Annotated in this window: 14 protein-coding genes, 1 pseudogene and 1 riboswitch; of the genes and pseudogenes, 8 read left to right on the forward strand and 7 right to left on the reverse strand. The window is 51.0% G+C overall.

Features of this window, described 5'->3' with window-relative positions:
• Positions 1–94: 94 nt before the first annotated feature.
• The 4 genes and pseudogenes from AB3Y96_RS03375 (at position 95) to AB3Y96_RS03390 (ending at position 5,010) form a co-directional block, all read left to right on the forward strand.
• Complete coding sequence (locus AB3Y96_RS03375) at positions 95–1,417, forward strand: inorganic triphosphatase (protein WP_072310279.1); 1,323 nt, start codon at positions 95–97, stop codon at positions 1,415–1,417.
• Between the two features lie 193 nt (positions 1,418–1,610).
• Positions 1,611–4,355 (forward strand): annotated as a pseudogene (glnE, locus tag AB3Y96_RS03380) (bifunctional [glutamate--ammonia ligase]-adenylyl-L-tyrosine phosphorylase/[glutamate--ammonia-ligase] adenylyltransferase); the annotation flags it as partial.
• 92 nt (positions 4,356–4,447) lie between these two features.
• Complete coding sequence (locus AB3Y96_RS03385) at positions 4,448–4,693, forward strand: type II toxin-antitoxin system CcdA family antitoxin (RefSeq protein ID WP_040046244.1); 246 nt, start codon at positions 4,448–4,450, stop codon at positions 4,691–4,693.
• Positions 4,693–5,010: a CcdB family protein gene (locus tag AB3Y96_RS03390; protein ID WP_072310253.1), complete on the forward strand. Its 318-nt coding sequence runs from the start codon at positions 4,693–4,695 to the stop codon at positions 5,008–5,010. The genes AB3Y96_RS03385 and AB3Y96_RS03390 overlap by 1 nt, the downstream gene beginning before the upstream one ends.
• Before the next feature lie 66 nt (positions 5,011–5,076).
• On the opposite strand, the gene AB3Y96_RS03395 is transcribed toward AB3Y96_RS03390, so the two are convergent.
• Positions 5,077–6,006 carry a Kdo(2)-lipid IV(A) acyltransferase gene (locus tag AB3Y96_RS03395; protein WP_367298498.1) on the reverse strand — a complete coding sequence of 310 codons (930 nt, stop codon included), beginning with the start codon at positions 6,004–6,006 and terminating at the stop codon, positions 5,077–5,079.
• 166 nt (positions 6,007–6,172) lie between these two features.
• Here AB3Y96_RS03395 and hldE point away from each other — a divergent pair, with 166 nt between their 5' ends.
• Positions 6,173–7,603 (forward strand): bifunctional D-glycero-beta-D-manno-heptose-7-phosphate kinase/D-glycero-beta-D-manno-heptose 1-phosphate adenylyltransferase HldE, encoded by a 1,431-nt coding sequence (gene hldE, locus AB3Y96_RS03400; RefSeq protein WP_367298499.1) that lies wholly within the window; start codon positions 6,173–6,175, stop codon positions 7,601–7,603.
• A 30-nt stretch (positions 7,604–7,633) separates the two neighbouring features.
• Positions 7,634–8,890, forward strand: coding sequence for an L-methionine/branched-chain amino acid transporter (gene yjeH, locus AB3Y96_RS03405; RefSeq protein ID WP_367298500.1), 1,257 nt, complete (start codon positions 7,634–7,636; stop codon positions 8,888–8,890).
• 80 nt (positions 8,891–8,970) lie between these two features.
• Here the strand turns inward: yjeH and AB3Y96_RS03410 are convergent, their stop codons facing one another.
• Positions 8,971–9,249 carry a ubiquinone biosynthesis accessory factor UbiK gene (locus tag AB3Y96_RS03410; protein ID WP_278808352.1) on the reverse strand — a complete coding sequence of 93 codons (279 nt, stop codon included), beginning with the start codon at positions 9,247–9,249 and terminating at the stop codon, positions 8,971–8,973.
• A gap of 207 nt (positions 9,250–9,456) precedes the next feature.
• Positions 9,457–9,634: riboswitch (FMN riboswitch) on the forward strand.
• A gap of 119 nt (positions 9,635–9,753) precedes the next feature.
• Between AB3Y96_RS03410 and ribB the strand changes: the two genes are divergently transcribed.
• Positions 9,754–10,407 carry a 3,4-dihydroxy-2-butanone-4-phosphate synthase gene (gene ribB / locus AB3Y96_RS03415; RefSeq protein WP_025799042.1) on the forward strand — a complete coding sequence of 218 codons (654 nt, stop codon included), beginning with the start codon at positions 9,754–9,756 and terminating at the stop codon, positions 10,405–10,407.
• Positions 10,408–10,476: 69 nt separating this feature from the next.
• Here ribB and zupT read toward each other — a convergent pair whose 3' ends face one another.
• Positions 10,477–11,250, reverse strand: coding sequence for a zinc transporter ZupT (gene zupT / locus AB3Y96_RS03420; RefSeq protein ID WP_367298501.1), 774 nt, complete (start codon positions 11,248–11,250; stop codon positions 10,477–10,479).
• A gap of 232 nt (positions 11,251–11,482) precedes the next feature.
• On the opposite strand from zupT, the gene ygiD reads away from it, so the two are divergent.
• Complete coding sequence (gene ygiD, locus AB3Y96_RS03425) at positions 11,483–12,265, forward strand: 4,5-DOPA dioxygenase extradiol (RefSeq protein ID WP_130985382.1); 783 nt, start codon at positions 11,483–11,485, stop codon at positions 12,263–12,265.
• 63 nt (positions 12,266–12,328) lie between these two features.
• Here the strand turns inward: ygiD and AB3Y96_RS03430 are convergent, their stop codons facing one another.
• From AB3Y96_RS03430 to AB3Y96_RS03445, 4 genes are all read right to left on the reverse strand, one after another.
• Positions 12,329–13,543 (reverse strand): MFS transporter, encoded by a 1,215-nt coding sequence (locus tag AB3Y96_RS03430; protein WP_072310246.1) that lies wholly within the window; start codon positions 13,541–13,543, stop codon positions 12,329–12,331.
• A gap of 175 nt (positions 13,544–13,718) precedes the next feature.
• Positions 13,719–15,554, reverse strand: a complete 1,836-nt coding sequence (locus AB3Y96_RS03435; protein ID WP_367298502.1) for an IucA/IucC family siderophore biosynthesis protein — start codon at positions 15,552–15,554, stop codon at positions 13,719–13,721.
• Positions 15,551–16,153: a GNAT family N-acetyltransferase gene (locus AB3Y96_RS03440; RefSeq protein WP_367298503.1), complete on the reverse strand. Its 603-nt coding sequence runs from the start codon at positions 16,151–16,153 to the stop codon at positions 15,551–15,553. The genes AB3Y96_RS03435 and AB3Y96_RS03440 overlap by 4 nt, the downstream gene beginning before the upstream one ends.
• Positions 16,150–17,490, reverse strand: coding sequence for a lysine N(6)-hydroxylase/L-ornithine N(5)-oxygenase family protein (locus AB3Y96_RS03445; RefSeq protein ID WP_367298504.1), 1,341 nt, complete (start codon positions 17,488–17,490; stop codon positions 16,150–16,152). Before AB3Y96_RS03445 ends, AB3Y96_RS03440 begins: the two co-directional genes overlap by 4 nt.
• Between the last annotated feature and the right edge of the window lie 148 nt (positions 17,491–17,638).

Below are 17,638 nucleotides of genomic sequence, written 5' to 3' on the forward strand. Positions count from 1 at the left end.
TGTGTTTTGTGTTGCACACCATTTTTGTATTTCCGCCTGAACTTATTGATATAGTTCGGTAAAACCTTAATGTGAACCAATTATGACCGAAGCTATGAACGTCGAAATCGAACTAAAATTCATCGCTACTCCTGAAGTAGCGGAACAACTTTCTCAGCGTTTGGCTCCGTGGCCAAATGTTCATACTGCGGCGCAAAAACTCACCAATATCTATTATGAAACCGCCGATAACACCTTGCGTAGTTATGACATGGGTTTGCGCATTCGCGGATATGGCGATCGTTACGAAATGACGCTTAAAACCGCGGGCAAAACCGTGGGAGGGTTGCATCAGCGCCCTGAATTTAACGTTGATCTCAAGTCTGCCGAATTAGACATTCACCTGCTTCCTGCGGAAGTATGGCCAGAGGGCTGTGATCTTCAGGCGCTTCAAGCCGCACTTTCACCGGTGTTTAGCACGCATTTTGCACGAGAGAAGTGGGTAGTTACTTACCGTTCAAGTGAGATTGAGGTGGCGCTAGATCAGGGCGAAGTGAAAGCCGGTGAGCTTAGCGAGCCTTTATATGAAATCGAACTGGAGCTGAAATCGGGTAGTCGAGAGGATTTACTCTCTTTTGCCCAAGAACTAGCGACTGAAGGGGGCCTGCGCTTGGGTAGCCTGAGCAAAGCCGCGCGTGGCTACCACTTGGCAAAAGGTAATCCTGAACGAGAGATCGTTCCGTTAGGTATATTAAACGTTGCGCCAAAGGCTAACGTTGAACAAGGCATGAGCGATGCCTTTACCTTCGCGCTGCGCCACTGGCAGGCTAATGAAGAAGTTTGGCTGCACGGTGACCGTAAAGCCCAGAAAAGCGTGCTTGAGGCGATCGAGCTGCTGCGCCAAATTTTTGTGTTATTTGGCGGTTTAGTACCGCGCAAGGCGAGCACCGCACTGCGTGCTGGTCTCACTGAGCTAGAAGAGCAGTTAGCAACGCCGCGTCTTGACGCCAAAAAAGTCTGCTTTAGCCCGCTGTATCTGAATACCCAGTTAGCGCTTACTCGCTGGATAGCCACCGCAGAATGGCGTTCTTTCGTGACAGATAAAACGCAAACCAAGCTGAATGGCTCGTTTAAACGCTTTGCCGATATCATGCTGGGACGTACCGGTGCCGAATTGAAAGAAGCCTTCGAACATGTGCAGCACGGCGGTGAGTACCAGGACAAATATGTCCGTTTGGTTCGCCAGTTGCTGCTGTTCCATGTGCTTTCAGGGGCCTATCCTGAAGAATCTGTGGCGGAGTATTTATCTGGTTGGCAAACGCTGCAGCAGGCGATTATTCAGAAGCAAGATGCCTATATTGAATCCACGCGTAAGCATGCGATGGATCAACCCACATTCTGGTTGAATGGTACTCAAAAACCGTCCGTCAACGACTAGCTGAATAGGCTAGTTGGCTCTCCTCCCTGAGAAGGGAGGAGATGGAAGAACTCACTACATCATCGTGTTCGTCTGCAAATAGGCGTTTATTCAGGGAGTGTTTATGTCTGAGTCTGCTTCTCGCGTGTTTCCCCCTTTGCTTGAGGCTCAGGCCGCGCAAATCTCGGAGCGTTTGGTTATTTCCTCTTTTGAAGACCGAAGCGCACTGGCGCTGAGCGATTTCATGAGTGAAAACTTTATCGCGCATCCCGAATGGTGGCAGCAACTGCATGACACTCCCCCTCAGCCTGATGAGTGGGAAAATTATGCTCATTGGTTGGATGAACAATTAATCGGCGCTGATGATGAAGCGTGTTTGATGCGCGTGCTGCGGCTGTTTCGCCGTCATATGCTGTCGCGAATTTCATGGATGCAATCACTCAAACTCTGTGAAACGGCTGATACGCTGCGCCAATTAAGCGAACTGGCTGAAACATTGATTATTGCCGCGCGCGATCGCCTATATAAAACCTGCTGTGCAGAATGGGGTACACCGTGCAACGCGCAAGGTGAACCGCAGCCATTGCTGATTTTAGGCATGGGAAAACTGGGTGGCGGTGAGCTGAATTTTTCATCGGACATCGATCTGATTTTTGCCTATCCAGAAAGCGGAGTGACGCAAGGTGGGCGGCGTGAGTTAGATAATGCTCAATTCTTCACTCGCTTGGGGCAGCGGCTGATCAAGGCACTCGATCAGCCCACGGTGGACGGGTTTGTTTATCGTGTCGATATGCGTCTGCGCCCGTTTGGAGACAGTGGCCCGTTAGTGCTGAGTTTTGCCGCGCTCGAAGATTATTACCAAGAACAGGGGCGTGATTGGGAACGTTACGCGATGGTCAAAGCCCGTCTGATGGGCGGCAATGAAGACGCCTATAGCCAAGAACTACGCCGTACGCTGCGCCCGTTTGTATTCCGTCGTTACATTGATTTCAGTGTTATTCAGTCGCTGCGCAACATGAAAAGCATGATTGCCCGTGAAGTACGGCGCAGAGGCCTGAAAGATAATATTAAGCTCGGTGCTGGTGGCATTCGCGAGATCGAGTTTATCACGCAGGTTTTCCAGCTGATCCGCGGTGGGCGTGAGCCTTCTCTACAGCAGCGCGCGCTCCAGCCTTCTCTGTTGGCAATTGGCCAGCTCGGTTTACTTAAGGCTGAACAGGTTACAGAACTCACTGAAAGTTATCTGTTTTTACGCCGCTTGGAAAATCTTCTTCAGGCTATCAATGACGAACAAACTCAAACGCTGCCCAACGATGAACTGAATCAGGCCCGCTTAGCTTGGGGAATGGGCGTTACGGATTGGGCTCAGCTGATGGCGCAGTTAGAGCAAAAAATGCTGGCTGTGAGGGCTATTTTTAACGAACTCATCGGCGATGATGAGAGTGAAGAAGGAAGTGCGGAAGCACCGCGTGAGCAGTTTGCCGCCCTGTGGCAAGATTTGTTGGATGAGCGCGATCTAGATCCCTTCACGCCGCAGTTAGAGAGCGAGTCGCGCCAGCTGTTGCTGCGCTGTATCAATGATTTTCGCAGCGATGTTGATAAACGCACCATCGGGCCTCGTGGCCGCGAAGTCCTCGGCCAACTGATGCCAGCGCTACTTGGTGAAGTTTGTGCCAGAGAAGACGCGGTACGCGTGCTGCAACGCTTAACTCCGCTATTGCTCAACATCGTTACGCGCACCACGTATCTGGAGCTGCTGGTGGAATATCGCGCGGCGCTGAGTCAACTGATTCGCCTGTGCGCGGCATCGCCGATGGTGGCGACGCAGCTAGCACGTTATCCGCTGCTGCTGGATGAACTGCTCGATCCGAACACTTTGTATCAGCCCGTTCCCCAAGATGCCTATCGCGATGAGCTGCGCCAATATCTAATGCGGGTTCCCGCCGATGATGAAGAGCAGAATCTTGAGGCGCTGAGACAGTTTAAACATGCGCATCAACTGCGAATTGCTGCCAGCGATATCTCAGGAGCGCTGCCGGTGATGAAAGTTAGCGATCATCTCACCTATCTTGCTGAAGCGATGATTGACGCAGTGGTGCAGCAGGCATGGACACATATGGTTGGGCGTTATGGTCAGCCGACGCATCTGCAAGGGCGCGAAGGGCGAGGGTTTGCGGTACTCGGTTACGGGAAATTAGGCGGGTGGGAGCTAGGCTATAGCTCCGATCTCGATCTTGTTTTCTTGCTCGATTGCCCGTCTGATGTGATGACCAGCGGCGAGCGCAGCATTGATGGTCGCCAATTCTATCTGCGCTTGGCGCAGCGCATTATGCATCTGTTTAGTACGCGTACGTCATCGGGGATTTTGTATGAGGTAGATGCCCGCCTTCGTCCTTCTGGCGCTTCCGGCATGCTGGTGAGCACCGTTGAGTCCTTTGGTGAGTACCAGCGAAACGAAGCGTGGACGTGGGAACATCAGGCCTTGGTACGTGCCCGCCCTGTCTATGGCGACGTGCAGCTCCATCAGCAGTTTGATGCGATTCGTCATGAGATTTTGTGTCGTTCGAGAGAGACGAGCACCTTAAAAACTGAAGTCCGTGAGATGCGAGAAAAAATGCGCCAACATCTGGGCGGCAAGCATCGCGACCAATTTGATATTAAAGCCGATGAGGGAGGCATTACGGATATTGAATTTATCGCTCAATATCTGGTGCTTAACTACGCCTCGCAAGAACCCCGCCTCACGCGTTGGTCAGACAACGTACGTATTTTTGAGCTGATGGCGAACTACAACATCATGCCAGAGGAAGAAGCGGCTGCGCTGACGCAGGCCTATGTGACGATGCGTGATGCGATCCACCATTTAGCGCTGCAAGAGCAGTCGGGCACCGTCGGGCTGGATGCATTTGTTGCTGAGCGTGAACAGGTGCGCCGCAGTTGGGCGACGTGGTTGGGATAGAGAAAAATCTTTGCGAAGCTGTGCGCAAATTTCAACCGTTTCTCTTTTTGTTGTTCTATAATGCGCATAAATTATGCGCATGGAGTTTCGTGATGAAACGTAGAACGCTTCTGACGGGAAGTAAAAAGGCGGTGAATGTGAGCATCGATCAGGGACTGATTCAACAGGCTAAAGCACTTAACATCAATTTATCTGCCGTGATGGAAGAGGCTCTGCAGCAGGTCGTCATCGCAGAGGGGCAACGACAGTGGCTTGATAGCCATCAACAAAGCATTGCTGCCTATAATCAAGATGTTGAAGAGAACGGTGTATTCAGCGATGGCCTGAGGTCTTTTTGATGAGCCAGTTTGCCGTCTACAAAAACCGAGACCGGGCTTCTGCCAAACGTTTCCCGTATCTTCTGGATGTTCAGCACGATTTTTTATCATCGCTAGCGACCCGAATGGTTATCCCATTAGGGCTAAAAACAACATCATCGTTGGCTGAGCAGGATCGACTGATCCTGTGCTTTAAAATTGAAGGATATGAAGTGTTATTGATGACGCCGCAGATGGCTGGTGTCGCGTTGTCGCAGCTAGGGGAACAGGTCGATGACTTGGGATATTGCCGAGATGATATTGTGGGAGCAATGGATTTTCTAATATTTGGCTATTAGTGGTTTCTTCCCTGAAACCCATTTTCTTTGAAATCTATTTAGAACAATAAGCGTTAGTGCTTTGGACTAGTAGCGTGAAGGCATGCCTTTGGGACGAGTCTTAAAGCGACGGTGCATCCACATATATTGCGTGGGCGCGCGTAGGATCTCTTGCTCGACGACTTTATTCATGGCGATAGCGGCGACGGTTTCGTTTTCCAGCGGGAAATCTTCTAATCGTGGCTGAATCACCATGGTATAGCCGCTACCGTCTTCGGCTCGAACCGCGTTAAATGGGATAATAGCCGGTTTGCCCATGCGAGCCAGAATGTAAGTGCCGGTTGTGGTGGCTGCTTCTTCAACGGCAAACAAGGGAACAAAAACGCTGCTGCGTGGGCCGTAGTCGTGATCGGGTGCGTACCACACGATCTCACCCTCTTTGAGCGCGCGGATCATGCCCTTAACGTCTTTACGGTCGAGCATATATTTATTGGAGCGCAGACGTCCCCAAGTTTGCATCCAATCCACAACCTTGTTGTCGTTAGGACGATAAACACCGACGCCGGGATTATGAACACCAAAAATACGTGCGCCTAGCTCTAACGTTAAGAAGTGCAAACCAATCAGCAGTACGCCTTTGCCTTCTTGCTGAGCTTTAGCGATGTTTTCTAAGCCTTCAGCTTTACACCAGCGATTTATACGCCACGTTGGCCAAAACCAAGCCATACCGGTTTCAATGAGCCCCATACCAACGGACTCAAAATTTTTGGCAACTTTTTCTCTACGCTCGGCTTCACTCATTTGGGGAAAGCAAAGCTCTAAATTGCGTAGAGAAATTTTTACCCGGCGTTTCATAAACTTCATCGCAGTTCTGCCTAACCACGTTCCAAACTTATACAGCCATGGATAGGGCAGAAGGACTAAAATGTATAGCACTCCCAACCCCAACCAAGTTAACCAGTAACGTGGGTGCAGTAATTCGCGCTCGAATTTCGGGTAAACATGATTGTCAGCCATAACGGGGAAATCAGAACCTCGCTGAATGAATTGAGATCCTATTGTATACATAAATTACGTGGAGTTGCAGTCAACGAGCAGCCACAACTCGTGAGAAGGGTGTAATAGAAATAACGCTGGGTGTGATAATATCGCGCACAATCTTAGTCTTTTTTGGAGTCCGGGGATGAAAGTAACCCTACCTGATTTCCGTCATGCCAACGTACTTGTTGTGGGTGACGTAATGTTAGATCGCTACTGGTATGGACCTACCAGCCGTATTTCACCTGAAGCACCAGTACCGGTGGTAAAAGTGGATACCGTTGAGGAGCGTCCAGGCGGTGCGGCCAACGTGGCAATGAACATAGCGTCTCTCGGCGCGAATGCTCGTTTGGTGGGTTTAACCGGTATCGATGATGCAGCAAGAGCGCTAAGCGCTAAGCTGGGTGAAGTTAACGTTAAATGCGATTTCGTGTCCGTGCCGACGCATCCAACGATCACTAAATTACGTGTTTTATCGCGTAATCAGCAGCTGATTCGTCTCGACTTTGAAGAGGGTTTTAGCAGCATTGATCCTCAGCCAATCTTTGAAAGAATTCAGCACGCATTGCCAAAATTGGGCGCGTTAATTTTGTCCGATTATGCCAAAGGGGCATTAAATTCGGTTCAACAGATGATTCAACTAGCACGTGCGGCGAACGTTCCTGTACTGATCGATCCTAAAGGTACTGATTTTGAACGCTACCGAGGCGCCACGCTGTTAACACCAAATCTGTCTGAGTTCGAAGCCGTAGTTGGCCGTTGTAAAACCGATGAAGAATTGGTTGAACGTGGTTTGCAACTGATGCGTGAATTTGAGCTCACGGCGCTGTTGGTTACGCGTTCTGAACAGGGCATGACTTTGTTGCAGCACGACCAGCCGCCGTTGCATATGCCGACGCAGGCGCAAGAAGTGTATGACGTGACCGGTGCTGGCGATACGGTTATTGGCGTTCTGGCAACGGCAATTGCCGCGGGAACATCATTGGAAGAGGCTTGCTTCTTAGCCAATGCAGGCGCGGGTGTGGTGGTAGGTAAACTGGGGACTTCTACCGTTTCACCTATCGAGCTGGAAAATGCCATTCGTGGGCGCAGTGAAACTGGCTTTGGTGTGATGAGTCAGGAAGAGCTAAAAGCCGCCGTTGCTAATGCTCGTCAGCGTGGCGAAAAAGTCGTGATGACTAACGGTGTCTTTGACATCCTGCATGCGGGACATGTTTCTTATCTAGCTAACGCACGCAAACTGGGCGATCGACTGATCGTTGCGGTAAACAGCGATGCGTCAACCAAACGCTTGAAAGGCGAAGAGCGTCCGGTCAATGCGTTAGCACAGCGAATGATCGTCTTGGCCGCGCTGGAAGCCGTGGATTGGGTTATCTCATTTGAAGAAGATACGCCGCAGCGCATTATCTCTGAGGTATTGCCGGATCTGCTGGTTAAAGGCGGTGACTACAAACCTGAAGATATTGCGGGCGGAAAAGAAGTGATTGCTGCCGGTGGTGAAGTGCGTGTGCTGAACTTTGAAGATGGTTGTTCAACCACCAATATCATCAAAACGATCCGTCAGGGCCACGAATAATCCCCCGATGAACGTTAAGCGGAACACATTGTGAGCGGATTAAAGCAAGAGCTAGGACTGGCTCAGGGAATAGGGTTGTTATCCACATCGCTGTTAGGCACGGGCGTGTTTGCTGTGCCTGCATTAGCGGCGCTGGTGGCCGGCAATGATAGCCTGTGGGCATGGCCAATTCTCATTGTCCTCGTGTTTCCGATCGCGATTGGTTTTGCTGCACTTGGGCGTCACTTTCCAAGCGCGGGCGGTGCCGCTCATTTTGTTGGTATGGCATTTGGGCCGCATATGGCGCGAGTGACCGGTTGGCTGTTTCTTTCCGTTATCCCCGTTGGTTTACCTGCGGCACTGCAAATTGCGGCGGGGTTTTGGCAGGCCATGTTTGGCTGGCACGGCTGGGAGCTGCTGCTGGTGGAAATCGGCACGCTGATGGTGGTGTGGTTTCTGGGCACTCGCGGAGCGGGTTCCAGCGCGAACTTACAGACGCTGATCGCCGGACTGGTGGTGGCTTTGGTCGCGGCCATTTGGTGGCGTGGTGGAATATCGCCGGCGGAAATTCCATTCCCAGCCCCGTCAGACGTGAGCCCTCATAACCTCTTTTCCGCATTAGCCGTGATGTTTTGGTGCTTTGTTGGACTAGAAGCCTTTGCCCATTTGGCTTCTGAATTTAAAGATCCCGAACGTGATTTTCCTCGTGCATTGATGATCGGCTTGCTGCTGGCTGGCGTGGTGTACTGGGGTTGTACGGTTGCAGTCTTGCATTTCAATGCCTTTGGCGCGGAAAAAGCCGCCGCAGCATCGCTGCCGGGGATCGTGGTGCAGCTATTTGGGCAAAAGGCGCTGTGGGTCGCCTGCATTATTGGCTATCTGGCCTGTTTTGCCAGCCTCAATATTTACACTCAAAGCTTTGCTCGGCTGGTGTGGTCACAGGCGCAGCTGAAACCTCAAAGCCGTTTGGCGCAGCTTTCATCGCGTCAGGCACCGGTCAACGCGCTGAATGTTGTTCTTGGCTGCTGTTTACTGTGCGCGGTGGGCATTTATGCGCTAGGTGTGGCTTTGGATGAACTGATTATTTATGCCAACGGTATTTTTATCATGATCTATCTGCTGTGTATGCTGGCGGGTTGCCGTCTATTGAAAGGACGTTCACGTCTGATGGCGGCGATAGGCAGCGTATTGTGTTTGTTATTGCTCTACATGGTTGGCTGGAAAAGCATTTATGCGATTGTGATGCTAGCTGCATTATGGGCATTGTTGCCACGGCGCGCGGCGGAAAGCGGATTAAACTCCCATTAGCTATCCTTTCTAAGCAGCAATAAAGCAGCAATAAAAAACGGAAGCCTAGGCTTCCGTTTTTGCGTTCATGTTCGACTGGCTTATTCAGCGTCTTTTGTCGCCGGTGTTTCGCTTGCTGCCAGTTTTTCTTCTAGCGCAGCTAAGCGCTGTTCCATCATCGCTAGCTTCTCACGTGTGCGCAGCAAAACCTGCGTCTGAACGTCAAACTCTTCGCGATTCACTAAATCCATACGATTAAATTGTGCCTGTAGGATTTGGCGGATTTTTTTCTCGACATCATCCCCGAACTCGCGCAGTCCTTTTGGCATGGATTCATGCACCTGACGGGCAATCTGTTCAATTTTCTTCGGGTCAATCATGGCGTGTTCCTTGGTCGTTATGGTCATGCGTTAGGGCTTAAGAACCACTATCAGAACGAATGACGATGATATTGAGCTGATGCACAATAGCAGAGCTATAGCTGCATAGTGTAATGCGAGTTGGCAAACGGATAAACCTCTGTGATCGCTCTTGGATAATCTGGAATGACGATTGCCCAAACTAATCATTAGCGTTATAGTTGACCTGCTTATTCTCAGGGCGGGGTGGAAGTCCCCACCGGCGGTAAATTTATGCATAACGCATGTCTTTCACGGCAAGCGCATCATAAAAAGCCCGCGAGCGCTTACGCTGTAAGGCGTAAGGACAGCAGATCTGGTGTAATTCCAGAGCCGACGGTTAGAGTCCGGATGGGAGAGAGTAACGGTACCTGTTGGGTTTGTCCCACTCGCGTTATTAGGCGCGTTAGCCGTAGGCTTACGTTTGCCACTCCTCAAAGCTGCCCTGATTCTGGTAATCCATATAATTAATGAGGTTTTTTTACCATGAATCAGACTTTACTTTCCGATTTCGGTACTCCGATGGAACGTGTTGAACGTGCGCTAGCTGCATTGCGTGAAGGCCGTGGCGTTATGGTGCTTGACGATGAAAATCGTGAAAACGAAGGCGACATGATTTTCCCTGCTGAAACCATGACTGAAGAACAGATGGCTCTGACCATCCGTCACGGTAGCGGCATTGTTTGCCTGTGCATCACCGAAGAGCGTCGTTTGCAGTTAGATCTGCCGATGATGGTCAGCAACAACACGAGTCATTATGGCACAGCATTCACCGTGACCATTGAAGCCGCTGAAGGCGTGACGACCGGCGTTTCCGCCAAAGACCGTTTGACTACCGTGCGCGCCGCAAGCGCTGAAGGCGCTAAGCCTTCGGACCTGCATCGCCCTGGTCACGTGTTCCCACTGCGTGCTCAAAACGGCGGCGTTCTGACTCGTCGTGGTCATACTGAAGCAACTATCGATCTGGTGACTTTAGCCGGTTTCCGTTCTGCGGGCGTACTGTGTGAACTGACCAATGACGACGGCACCATGGCGCGTGCGCCAGAAGTGATTGTGTTTGCTAACAAACATAATATGCCAGTCGTGACCATCGATGATTTGGTGGCTTACCGTCAGTCTCAAGAAAAAATCGCGAGCTAATTTCGCTGAGCTCTGCACGAAAAAGGACAGCCTAGGCTGTCCTTTTTGCTATTTGGAGATGGGAGAGCCTTAACCGAGCGGGCTGCTTTGTAACAGCGTTAGGCTAAAGCCCATCACCGTCATACCACAAAGCACGCCATAGCTTGGGTTGTTCTGCGGATCAATCTCTTTGGCCAGCGGCATCAGTTCATCTACCGATAGCGCCACCATAATACCCGCCACCATAGCCATAATAGAAGCCATGAACACCGGAGAGATGGCTGGGCCCAGCAGGAAAAATGCCAGCAATCCACCTAAAATTTCGGCGAAGCCCGAAACGCTTGCCCACCATAGCGCTTTGATTTTTGAGCCCGTAGCGGCATAGACCGGCCCTGCAACCGCTAAGCCTTCTGGGATATTGTGAATGGCTACCGCGAGCGCAATGCCCATGCCTAATTCAAGGTCGGAGCTGGCGGTGACAAAGGTGGCAATGCCTTCTGGAAAGTTATGCAGGCTAATACCGAGCGTCAGCAGCATGGCTGTTCGGCGCAGGTTTCGTGTTTTACCTGCTTTAGGGGCATCCATCAGGTCATGTGCATGCTGGTGCGGCAACATTCTGTCCAACATGAAATAGCCCACCAGACCAATGATAAACATGCCATAGCCGAGCATCGGCGACATGCCTTTGGTACCCAGCGCGGCGGGTAACATTTCCATCAAAGAAATCAGCAGCATAATCCCTGCCGCAAAGCCAAGCGCAAAAGCTAAAACCCGGTTGGAGGGTTTCTGTCCGATAATGGCTAATAACGCGCCGACAAATGTGGCACCGCCGGCAAGCAAAGTCAGAATAAGTGGAACTGACATAGCGCCTCCTTGTTGATAATGATTCCTATTATTGTTTTAACCTATCATTAAGTAAATAGCGAATACAAAGTTATTACCAATGGCTCTAATAACTCAACCCCCTCGGCGTCTTATATTCAAATTTACTGACAATCATCATCATAGTTATCCGGCAGACGATCGAGATAAATCTGAGTAATGTATAACCATTCGGAGGCGATGCTCTCCGCCAGACTCAGAAAAGGATAATGTTATGACTACCTCTCGTATGCCTGCGCTATTTCTCGGTCACGGTAGCCCGATGAACGTGCTGGAAGAAAATGACTACACCACGGCTTGGCGCGAGTTAGGTAAAACGTTGCCGCGTCCGAAAGCGATTGTTGCTGTTTCTGCTCATTGGTACACCCGTGGCACGTTTGTCACGGCGATGGAGCAGCCGCGTACGATCCATGATTTTGGTGGATTCCCACAGGCACTGTTCGATACCCAATATCCAGCGCCGGGCTCGCCTGAGCTTGCCCGGCGAGTACAGGAATTACTGGCTCCAGAAATGGTGCATTTGGATACCAGCGAATGGGGTTTGGATCACGGTACGTGGGGCGTTTTGATAAAAATGTACCCAGATGCGGATATTCCGGTGATTCAATTGAGTATTGATGGTACTCAACCGGCTGCGTACCACTATGAATTAGGCAAGAAACTCGCGGCTTTGCGCGATGAAGGCGTGATGATTGTAGCGAGCGGAAACGTGGTACATAACCTGCGAATGGTTAAGTGGCAGGGCGAAGCGGAACCTTATCCGTGGGCATTTAGCTTTGATAATTTTGTGCGTGAGAATCTGGCATATAAAGGCGAAAACCATCCGCTGGTTAACTTTATGCAGCATGAAGGCGCTGAATTATCTAACCCGTCGCCGGAGCACTTCCTGCCGCTGTTATATGTACTGGGTGCATGGGACGGTGAAGAGCCTATTTCTGTGCCGGTGGACGGCATTGTTATGGCGTCGCTGAGTATGTTATCGGTAGTGGTGGGATAGTTCCCGCAACCGAAATTCCTCCCCTGCCAAGGGGAGGGTTACGATGGGGTCAGTATGTAGGGATTAGCTGCTGACCTTTTTCTTCAAAAATACCCACATCAGACCCAGCCAAAGCAGCCCGCTGATTAATCCATACAGATTAAAGATCCCACTTCCCTGCCAGAGATAAATACGTTTTGCGATTTCGATGCCCAAGGCATAAATACCAATGGTGGTCATACCGAGCGCGGCGGCAACGGTGCCTTTGCGCATATCGCTGGCAAACAGCGTGAGGCGATATAACCCTGCGTTAATCAGCCCTGTGCCGAAGGCGTATAGGCTTAAACCCGCAATGGTCCAAAGATAAGCGTGTGGGGTAAATAGTGTGCCGAAGGTGGCCAGTGCCAGACCTGTAATGATAGGCGGCGCACCGAGCCAGAGTGGTTTTTCAATCGACATCTTTCCTGCAATGCGTGCCAGCACAAGATTGCCCATGATGAGAGCCACAAAAATAGGCACTTGTAGCCAGCCATACGCCACTGGCGTAAGCCCTTCGCCATCGATCAGTATCACCGGTGAAATGGCGACCCATGCCAACAGCGGCAGAGCTGAAAAGCCGATTGATGCTGCCCCGCAGACAAAGCGCAGATTGCCGAATACCTGCCGATAGTCTGCCAACAGGGAGGTTAAGCGTAATTTTTCGCCCTGCGACTGCGCGGTTTCCGGCATCCCTTTCCATAGACCTAGCCATGCAATAAATGCCACTAAGGCAAAAACGGCAAACATGCTTTTCCACGGTGCAAATTGAATAAATGCAGCTCCGGCAAGTGGGCCAACCAATGGCGCTATCAAAGCCACGTTGGCCATTAATGCCATCAGCTTGATGCTGAGCGTTTGGTCGAAGGCTTCTTGCACGGCGGCATATCCAACGGCACCGATAAAACAGAGGCTGATGCCTTGGATAAAACGCATCAGAATAAATTGTTCAATGCTGTTGGTGAATAGCGTAGCGATACAGGCGGCGACAAACAGCATCACGCCGGTCAGCATCACTGGGCGGCGGCCAACGCGGTCAGATAGCGGCCCAAGCAGCCATTGCAGCATCATGCCACCGAATAAATACGCGGTTAATGAGGTTGGAACCCAGCTCACGTCGGCATTGAAATCACGCACCACATGGATCATGCCCGGTTGGATCATGTCGTGGGCGATGTAGGTTGCGAACTCGAATAGCACCAGCGCGAGAGGAAACAGCACGGCACGGCGAGTTAGCTTAGAAGCAGCAATATAGGATGACATGTCGGGTGATTACTCGGTTTATGTAAAGAGTTTGCCCCTGCATTCCCAGTGAAAAGGGAACGGCAGGGGCTATAGTCGCTCAAGTCTGATTTTCGGGGAGCGTAGGGTGTATTCCATAACCGCACCCTACGGTAAACCCGTGTATCTTTTGTGTCAGCGCCAGTCGCATTGACCGTTATTTAAAAACTACCAATGGGTTATCCAACTGGCCCGCAAATTTCAGGTTTTGTGAGGGATCGCTGAGGTTAATCATCTGGCGATTATTAGCCAGCTGTAGGCGATTGAGACAAGAATGAGTAAACGCTGGGCTGAACATGTCATAGCGCTCGAAGCGTTCGGTCAGCTCAGGATGCGCCTGCTGATAATCCGTCACGCATTCCGCCACGCGTTGCCAGAATTTCTCCTGCGGATAATTTCCCTGCTCATGCAGAATTGCAGCCATAAAGCGGAAGAAACCGTCGAACACATCGGTAAAGATCGACAAAATTTTAAGCTCGTCGGGTACGAATACCGCAACGCGTTTGGCCTTTTCAGGTAAATCAGCGTCGGGATCCATTACCACGATCTCTTCGGCGATATCTTTCATAAAGACATGCACTGGAGTGTGGTTTTCCAGTACGAGGATCAGGTTTTCACCGTGTGGCATAAAGGCCAGATCGTAGGTGTATAAGCAGTGCAGCAGCGGGCTGAGATAGCTTTGCAGATAGCGCTTTAACCATTCACCGGTCTCTAAGCCTGAAGCCTGAATCATGGCCGGCAGCAACGCATTGCCATCGCGATCCTGATGCAATAGCGCCGCCATCGTCATAACACGCTGGTTCGACTGAATTAGCGCCAGCGGGCTTTCGCGCCACAGCGCCGCCATCATTTTTTTGTATGGCGTATCGCCGCTCACCGCGCTTTCGTAATAGTGATTACGATAGCCGATGGTCGCCACTTCGCGCAGCATACGGAAACCATAATCACGCAGGCAACTGTCGTTTTCGATAAGCTCGGCCAGCCATTCGTTGATGCCCGGCGTTGTCGCCATATAGTACGGAGACAGGCCGCGCATAAAGCCCATATTGAGGATCGAAAGCGCAGTTTTTACATAGCGTTTGCGCGGGTGACTGGTATTGAAGAAGGTGCGGATGGACTGTTGAGCCTGATAGTTATCGTCGCCAATGCCCAGATAAACCAGCTCACGCTTGGCGATATCGGGGGCGAAGATCCCAGTCAGCTTATTTTGCCATTGCCACGGATGCACGGGCATAAAGATGTAGTTATTCGGATCAAGATCCTGTGCGATCAATTGCTGAGTGAAATCATCAACGATGCTTGGTGTGAGCTCTTCTGCCAGCAACCGTTGGTAACTGAGCTCATCGATGCTGGCGAAATGCGCTTTGCTTTTGTGTGCCGCAAGCCAAACAAAGTTGATTGGCGCTGCGGCTTCCGGCGCATAGGCCTGATAATCAAACGCATCGAAACCAATACGGCCATTGTTTGCCACAAACGCGGGGTGGCCTTCCATCATGGCGCCTTCTAGCGTTTGGAAATCAGCGTCGAGCAGATGCTCAATCAAAACCCCTTCGCGCAGATGCTTGAAAGCGCTGCTGTATAAGGTGCTGGTGATTTCTTCCATATAGGTGGGCAACATTTCCTGTGGAATGCCCAACACGTCTTTGAATTCAATGATAAAGCGTAGCGAGTCCAGCTCTTGCTCAACGCCGTTTTGCGTTTTTTGAATAGAGTCAGCATCAATGGCCCAGTGTTCCAAGGCTAGACGACGTGCGCGGAAGTGATAGATCACTTCGTCCTGTGGCGCTGTGAGTTGGTAATCGGCCATTTCATCGGCTGAAGTCGGCTGGCTAACGCATTCAGGCGTGATTAAGCGCTCATGGGCGAATTCGGCAATCGCCTTGCGGACGTGTAGGCGGTTGGCTTTACTCCACAGTTCGGGGGTCAGGTGAGCGATAACGTGACGATTTTGTTCCGATACGGGCAAATGAGAAAACTGAGTATGAGCGGTCATGCGTGGGTCTCCTGACGGGAAACAGAATGGAATTGTGCATCATGGCGCAGTGCGGCGGCGTGCTGCTCGCGATCGCAGAACGCTAGCCATGCGGTTTTGTTCGCGAGCTCAATTTGATGTTGGTAGACGAAACCAGCGCGTTTGTTCAGACGATGGATCTTCTCATTACGCACATCGGGCTCGACCACAATGCGAGTAACGCGCTCATCGCTAAACATGAACGCCACGATGGTTTGGAACACGGCCCAGGTAAAATCGCTGACCGGTTTATCTGCTGGCGCGACCAAAATGTGCATACCATAGTCGCTGTTTTGTGCCGGATAGCATTGGCCAACCGGATCGTGGATCGCCTGATAGCGTTCCAACAGAAACGTTGGTTTGCCTTGATACACGCCGATGAATGCGCCATCGGGATGATGCTTAAGCAGATCGAGATAGAAATCCCGCACCTGCTCAACGCTTTGCTCCATCATTCCCCAATAACGAGCGTAAGGTTGGCTAACCCAGCTATGCAGCAGCTCGGCGTCTTGAACCGCATCCAGCGGACGTAGGGCAAAATCGCCCACATTTTCTACCTGATGTTTAAATATATAACTCATAGCAAATCTCCGGTTTGCGGAGCGGCAAACTGTTGGAAAGCAATTTGTTCTTCAATCGGATAGTGCTCGGTTCCGGTGATCTCACGCAGGATCCATGAGTTGCGGTAGCAGGCCATACCAAGGTCGGGAGTGACAAAACCGTGAGTGTGCAGCTCGGCGTTTTGCACGAAGATCTCGTGGTGCTGGTTATCGATCGAGTAGTTGCGGGCAACGTCGTAACGGCCTTTTTCATCCCACGCGATCCGATCATGGATCGGTTGTAAAAATGCAGGTGGCTGGTGGCGATATCCGGTGCACAGGATCACTGCCTCGCTGTCGATGGCGAAGTGTTGATCCTGTTCATGCTGATGCAGCGCCAGATTCAAGGTTTTATGGTTGGCGGTATTTTTTACGCCGGTCAGGGCGGTATTGGTGAACAAGCGGGTATTCACATGACCGTCTAAGCGTTTGATATAGAGCAGATCGAAAATATCGTTAATCAGGCTGCTGTTGATACCTTTGTAAAGCTGCTGGCTTTGCAGATTAAGCTGGTCACGTTTTTCTGCGGGCAACTGGTGGAAGTAGTCCACATACTCCGGTGATGTCATTTCCAGCGTTAGTTTGGTGTATTCCAGCGGGAAGAAGCGCGGCGCGCGAGTGACCCAGTTTAGCTGATAGCCATACTTATCAATCTCGGAGAGGAGATCGTAGTAAATTTCTGCCGCGCTTTGCCCGCTGCCTACAACCGTGATAGAACGGCGGGTTTGGAGCTCTTCCTTGTGATGCAGATACTGGCCGGAATGCACCATACGTTCGGCAAAGGGCTGGCAGCACTCAGGGATAACCGGCGAGGGGCCGGTGCCAAGAACCAGATGGCGCGTTTCAAATTTTAACTTCTGGCCGTTGCGCGTATCGCTGCAATGCACCTGATAGCAGCGGCTATCCTGATCGAACTCCACGCGCTCAACTTTGGTATTAAATCGTAGGTTGCTCAGGCGCTCTGTCGCCCAACGGCAATACTGGTTGTACTCTTTACGCATTAAAAAGAAGCTTTCGCGAATATAAAACGAGTACAGACGTCCCTGCTGTTTGATGTAGTTCAGAAAACTCAGTGGGTGCGTTGGATCGGCCAGCGTCACCAGATCGGCCATAAACGGCGTTTGCAGATGAGCGCTTTCCAGCATCATGCCTGGGTGCCAATCAAAGCCAGAATTTTGGTCGAGAAATAGCGCGTTTACCTGCGACAGCGGCTGAGTGAGGCATGCTAACCCAAGATTAAATGGCCCAATACCAATGGCGATAAAATCATAAGGTTGCGTGGCGGCCTGCTGCTGAGAGGATAAGGAGAACTGGGTCATAGATCTTACCTTAGATTATTACGAGTAGTACAAATTCGATGCTCAGCATTTATCCAGATGTCTAGATTGCGGATACGGGCTGTGGATCTGGCGTTAAATCGCCAATGAAATCATGTAAAAGGTATTTTTATTAAGGGATGCCGAAACG

Origin of the sequence: Hafnia alvei (assembly GCF_964063325.1) — a bacterium.
In the GTDB taxonomy this organism is placed as follows: Bacteria; Pseudomonadota; Gammaproteobacteria; order Enterobacterales; family Enterobacteriaceae; genus Hafnia; species Hafnia alvei_B.

What these genes read in the sequence shown, in the direction of transcription:
- AB3Y96_RS03410 (WP_278808352.1), bottom strand. Translation starts at nt 9,249, where the DNA reads ATGATTGACCCGAAGAAAATTGAACAGATTGCCCGTCAGGTGCATGAA.
- AB3Y96_RS03390 (WP_072310253.1), top strand. Translation starts at nt 4,693, where the DNA reads ATGAGCCAGTTTGCCGTCTACAAAAACCGAGACCGGGCTTCTGCCAAA.
- AB3Y96_RS03430 (WP_072310246.1), bottom strand. Translation starts at nt 13,543, where the DNA reads ATGTCATCCTATATTGCTGCTTCTAAGCTAACTCGCCGTGCCGTGCTG.
- AB3Y96_RS03440 (WP_367298503.1), bottom strand. Translation starts at nt 16,153, where the DNA reads ATGAGTTATATATTTAAACATCAGGTAGAAAATGTGGGCGATTTTGCC.
- ygiD (WP_130985382.1), top strand. Translation starts at nt 11,483, where the DNA reads ATGACTACCTCTCGTATGCCTGCGCTATTTCTCGGTCACGGTAGCCCG.
- ribB (WP_025799042.1), top strand. Translation starts at nt 9,754, where the DNA reads ATGAATCAGACTTTACTTTCCGATTTCGGTACTCCGATGGAACGTGTT.
- AB3Y96_RS03395 (WP_367298498.1), bottom strand. Translation starts at nt 6,006, where the DNA reads ATGGCTGACAATCATGTTTACCCGAAATTCGAGCGCGAATTACTGCAC.
- AB3Y96_RS03445 (WP_367298504.1), bottom strand. Translation starts at nt 17,490, where the DNA reads ATGACCCAGTTCTCCTTATCCTCTCAGCAGCAGGCCGCCACGCAACCT.
- hldE (WP_367298499.1), top strand. Translation starts at nt 6,173, where the DNA reads ATGAAAGTAACCCTACCTGATTTCCGTCATGCCAACGTACTTGTTGTG.
- AB3Y96_RS03385 (WP_040046244.1), top strand. Translation starts at nt 4,448, where the DNA reads ATGAAACGTAGAACGCTTCTGACGGGAAGTAAAAAGGCGGTGAATGTG.
- AB3Y96_RS03375 (WP_072310279.1), top strand. Translation starts at nt 95, where the DNA reads ATGAACGTCGAAATCGAACTAAAATTCATCGCTACTCCTGAAGTAGCG.
- zupT (WP_367298501.1), bottom strand. Translation starts at nt 11,250, where the DNA reads ATGTCAGTTCCACTTATTCTGACTTTGCTTGCCGGCGGTGCCACATTT.
- AB3Y96_RS03435 (WP_367298502.1), bottom strand. Translation starts at nt 15,554, where the DNA reads ATGACCGCTCATACTCAGTTTTCTCATTTGCCCGTATCGGAACAAAAT.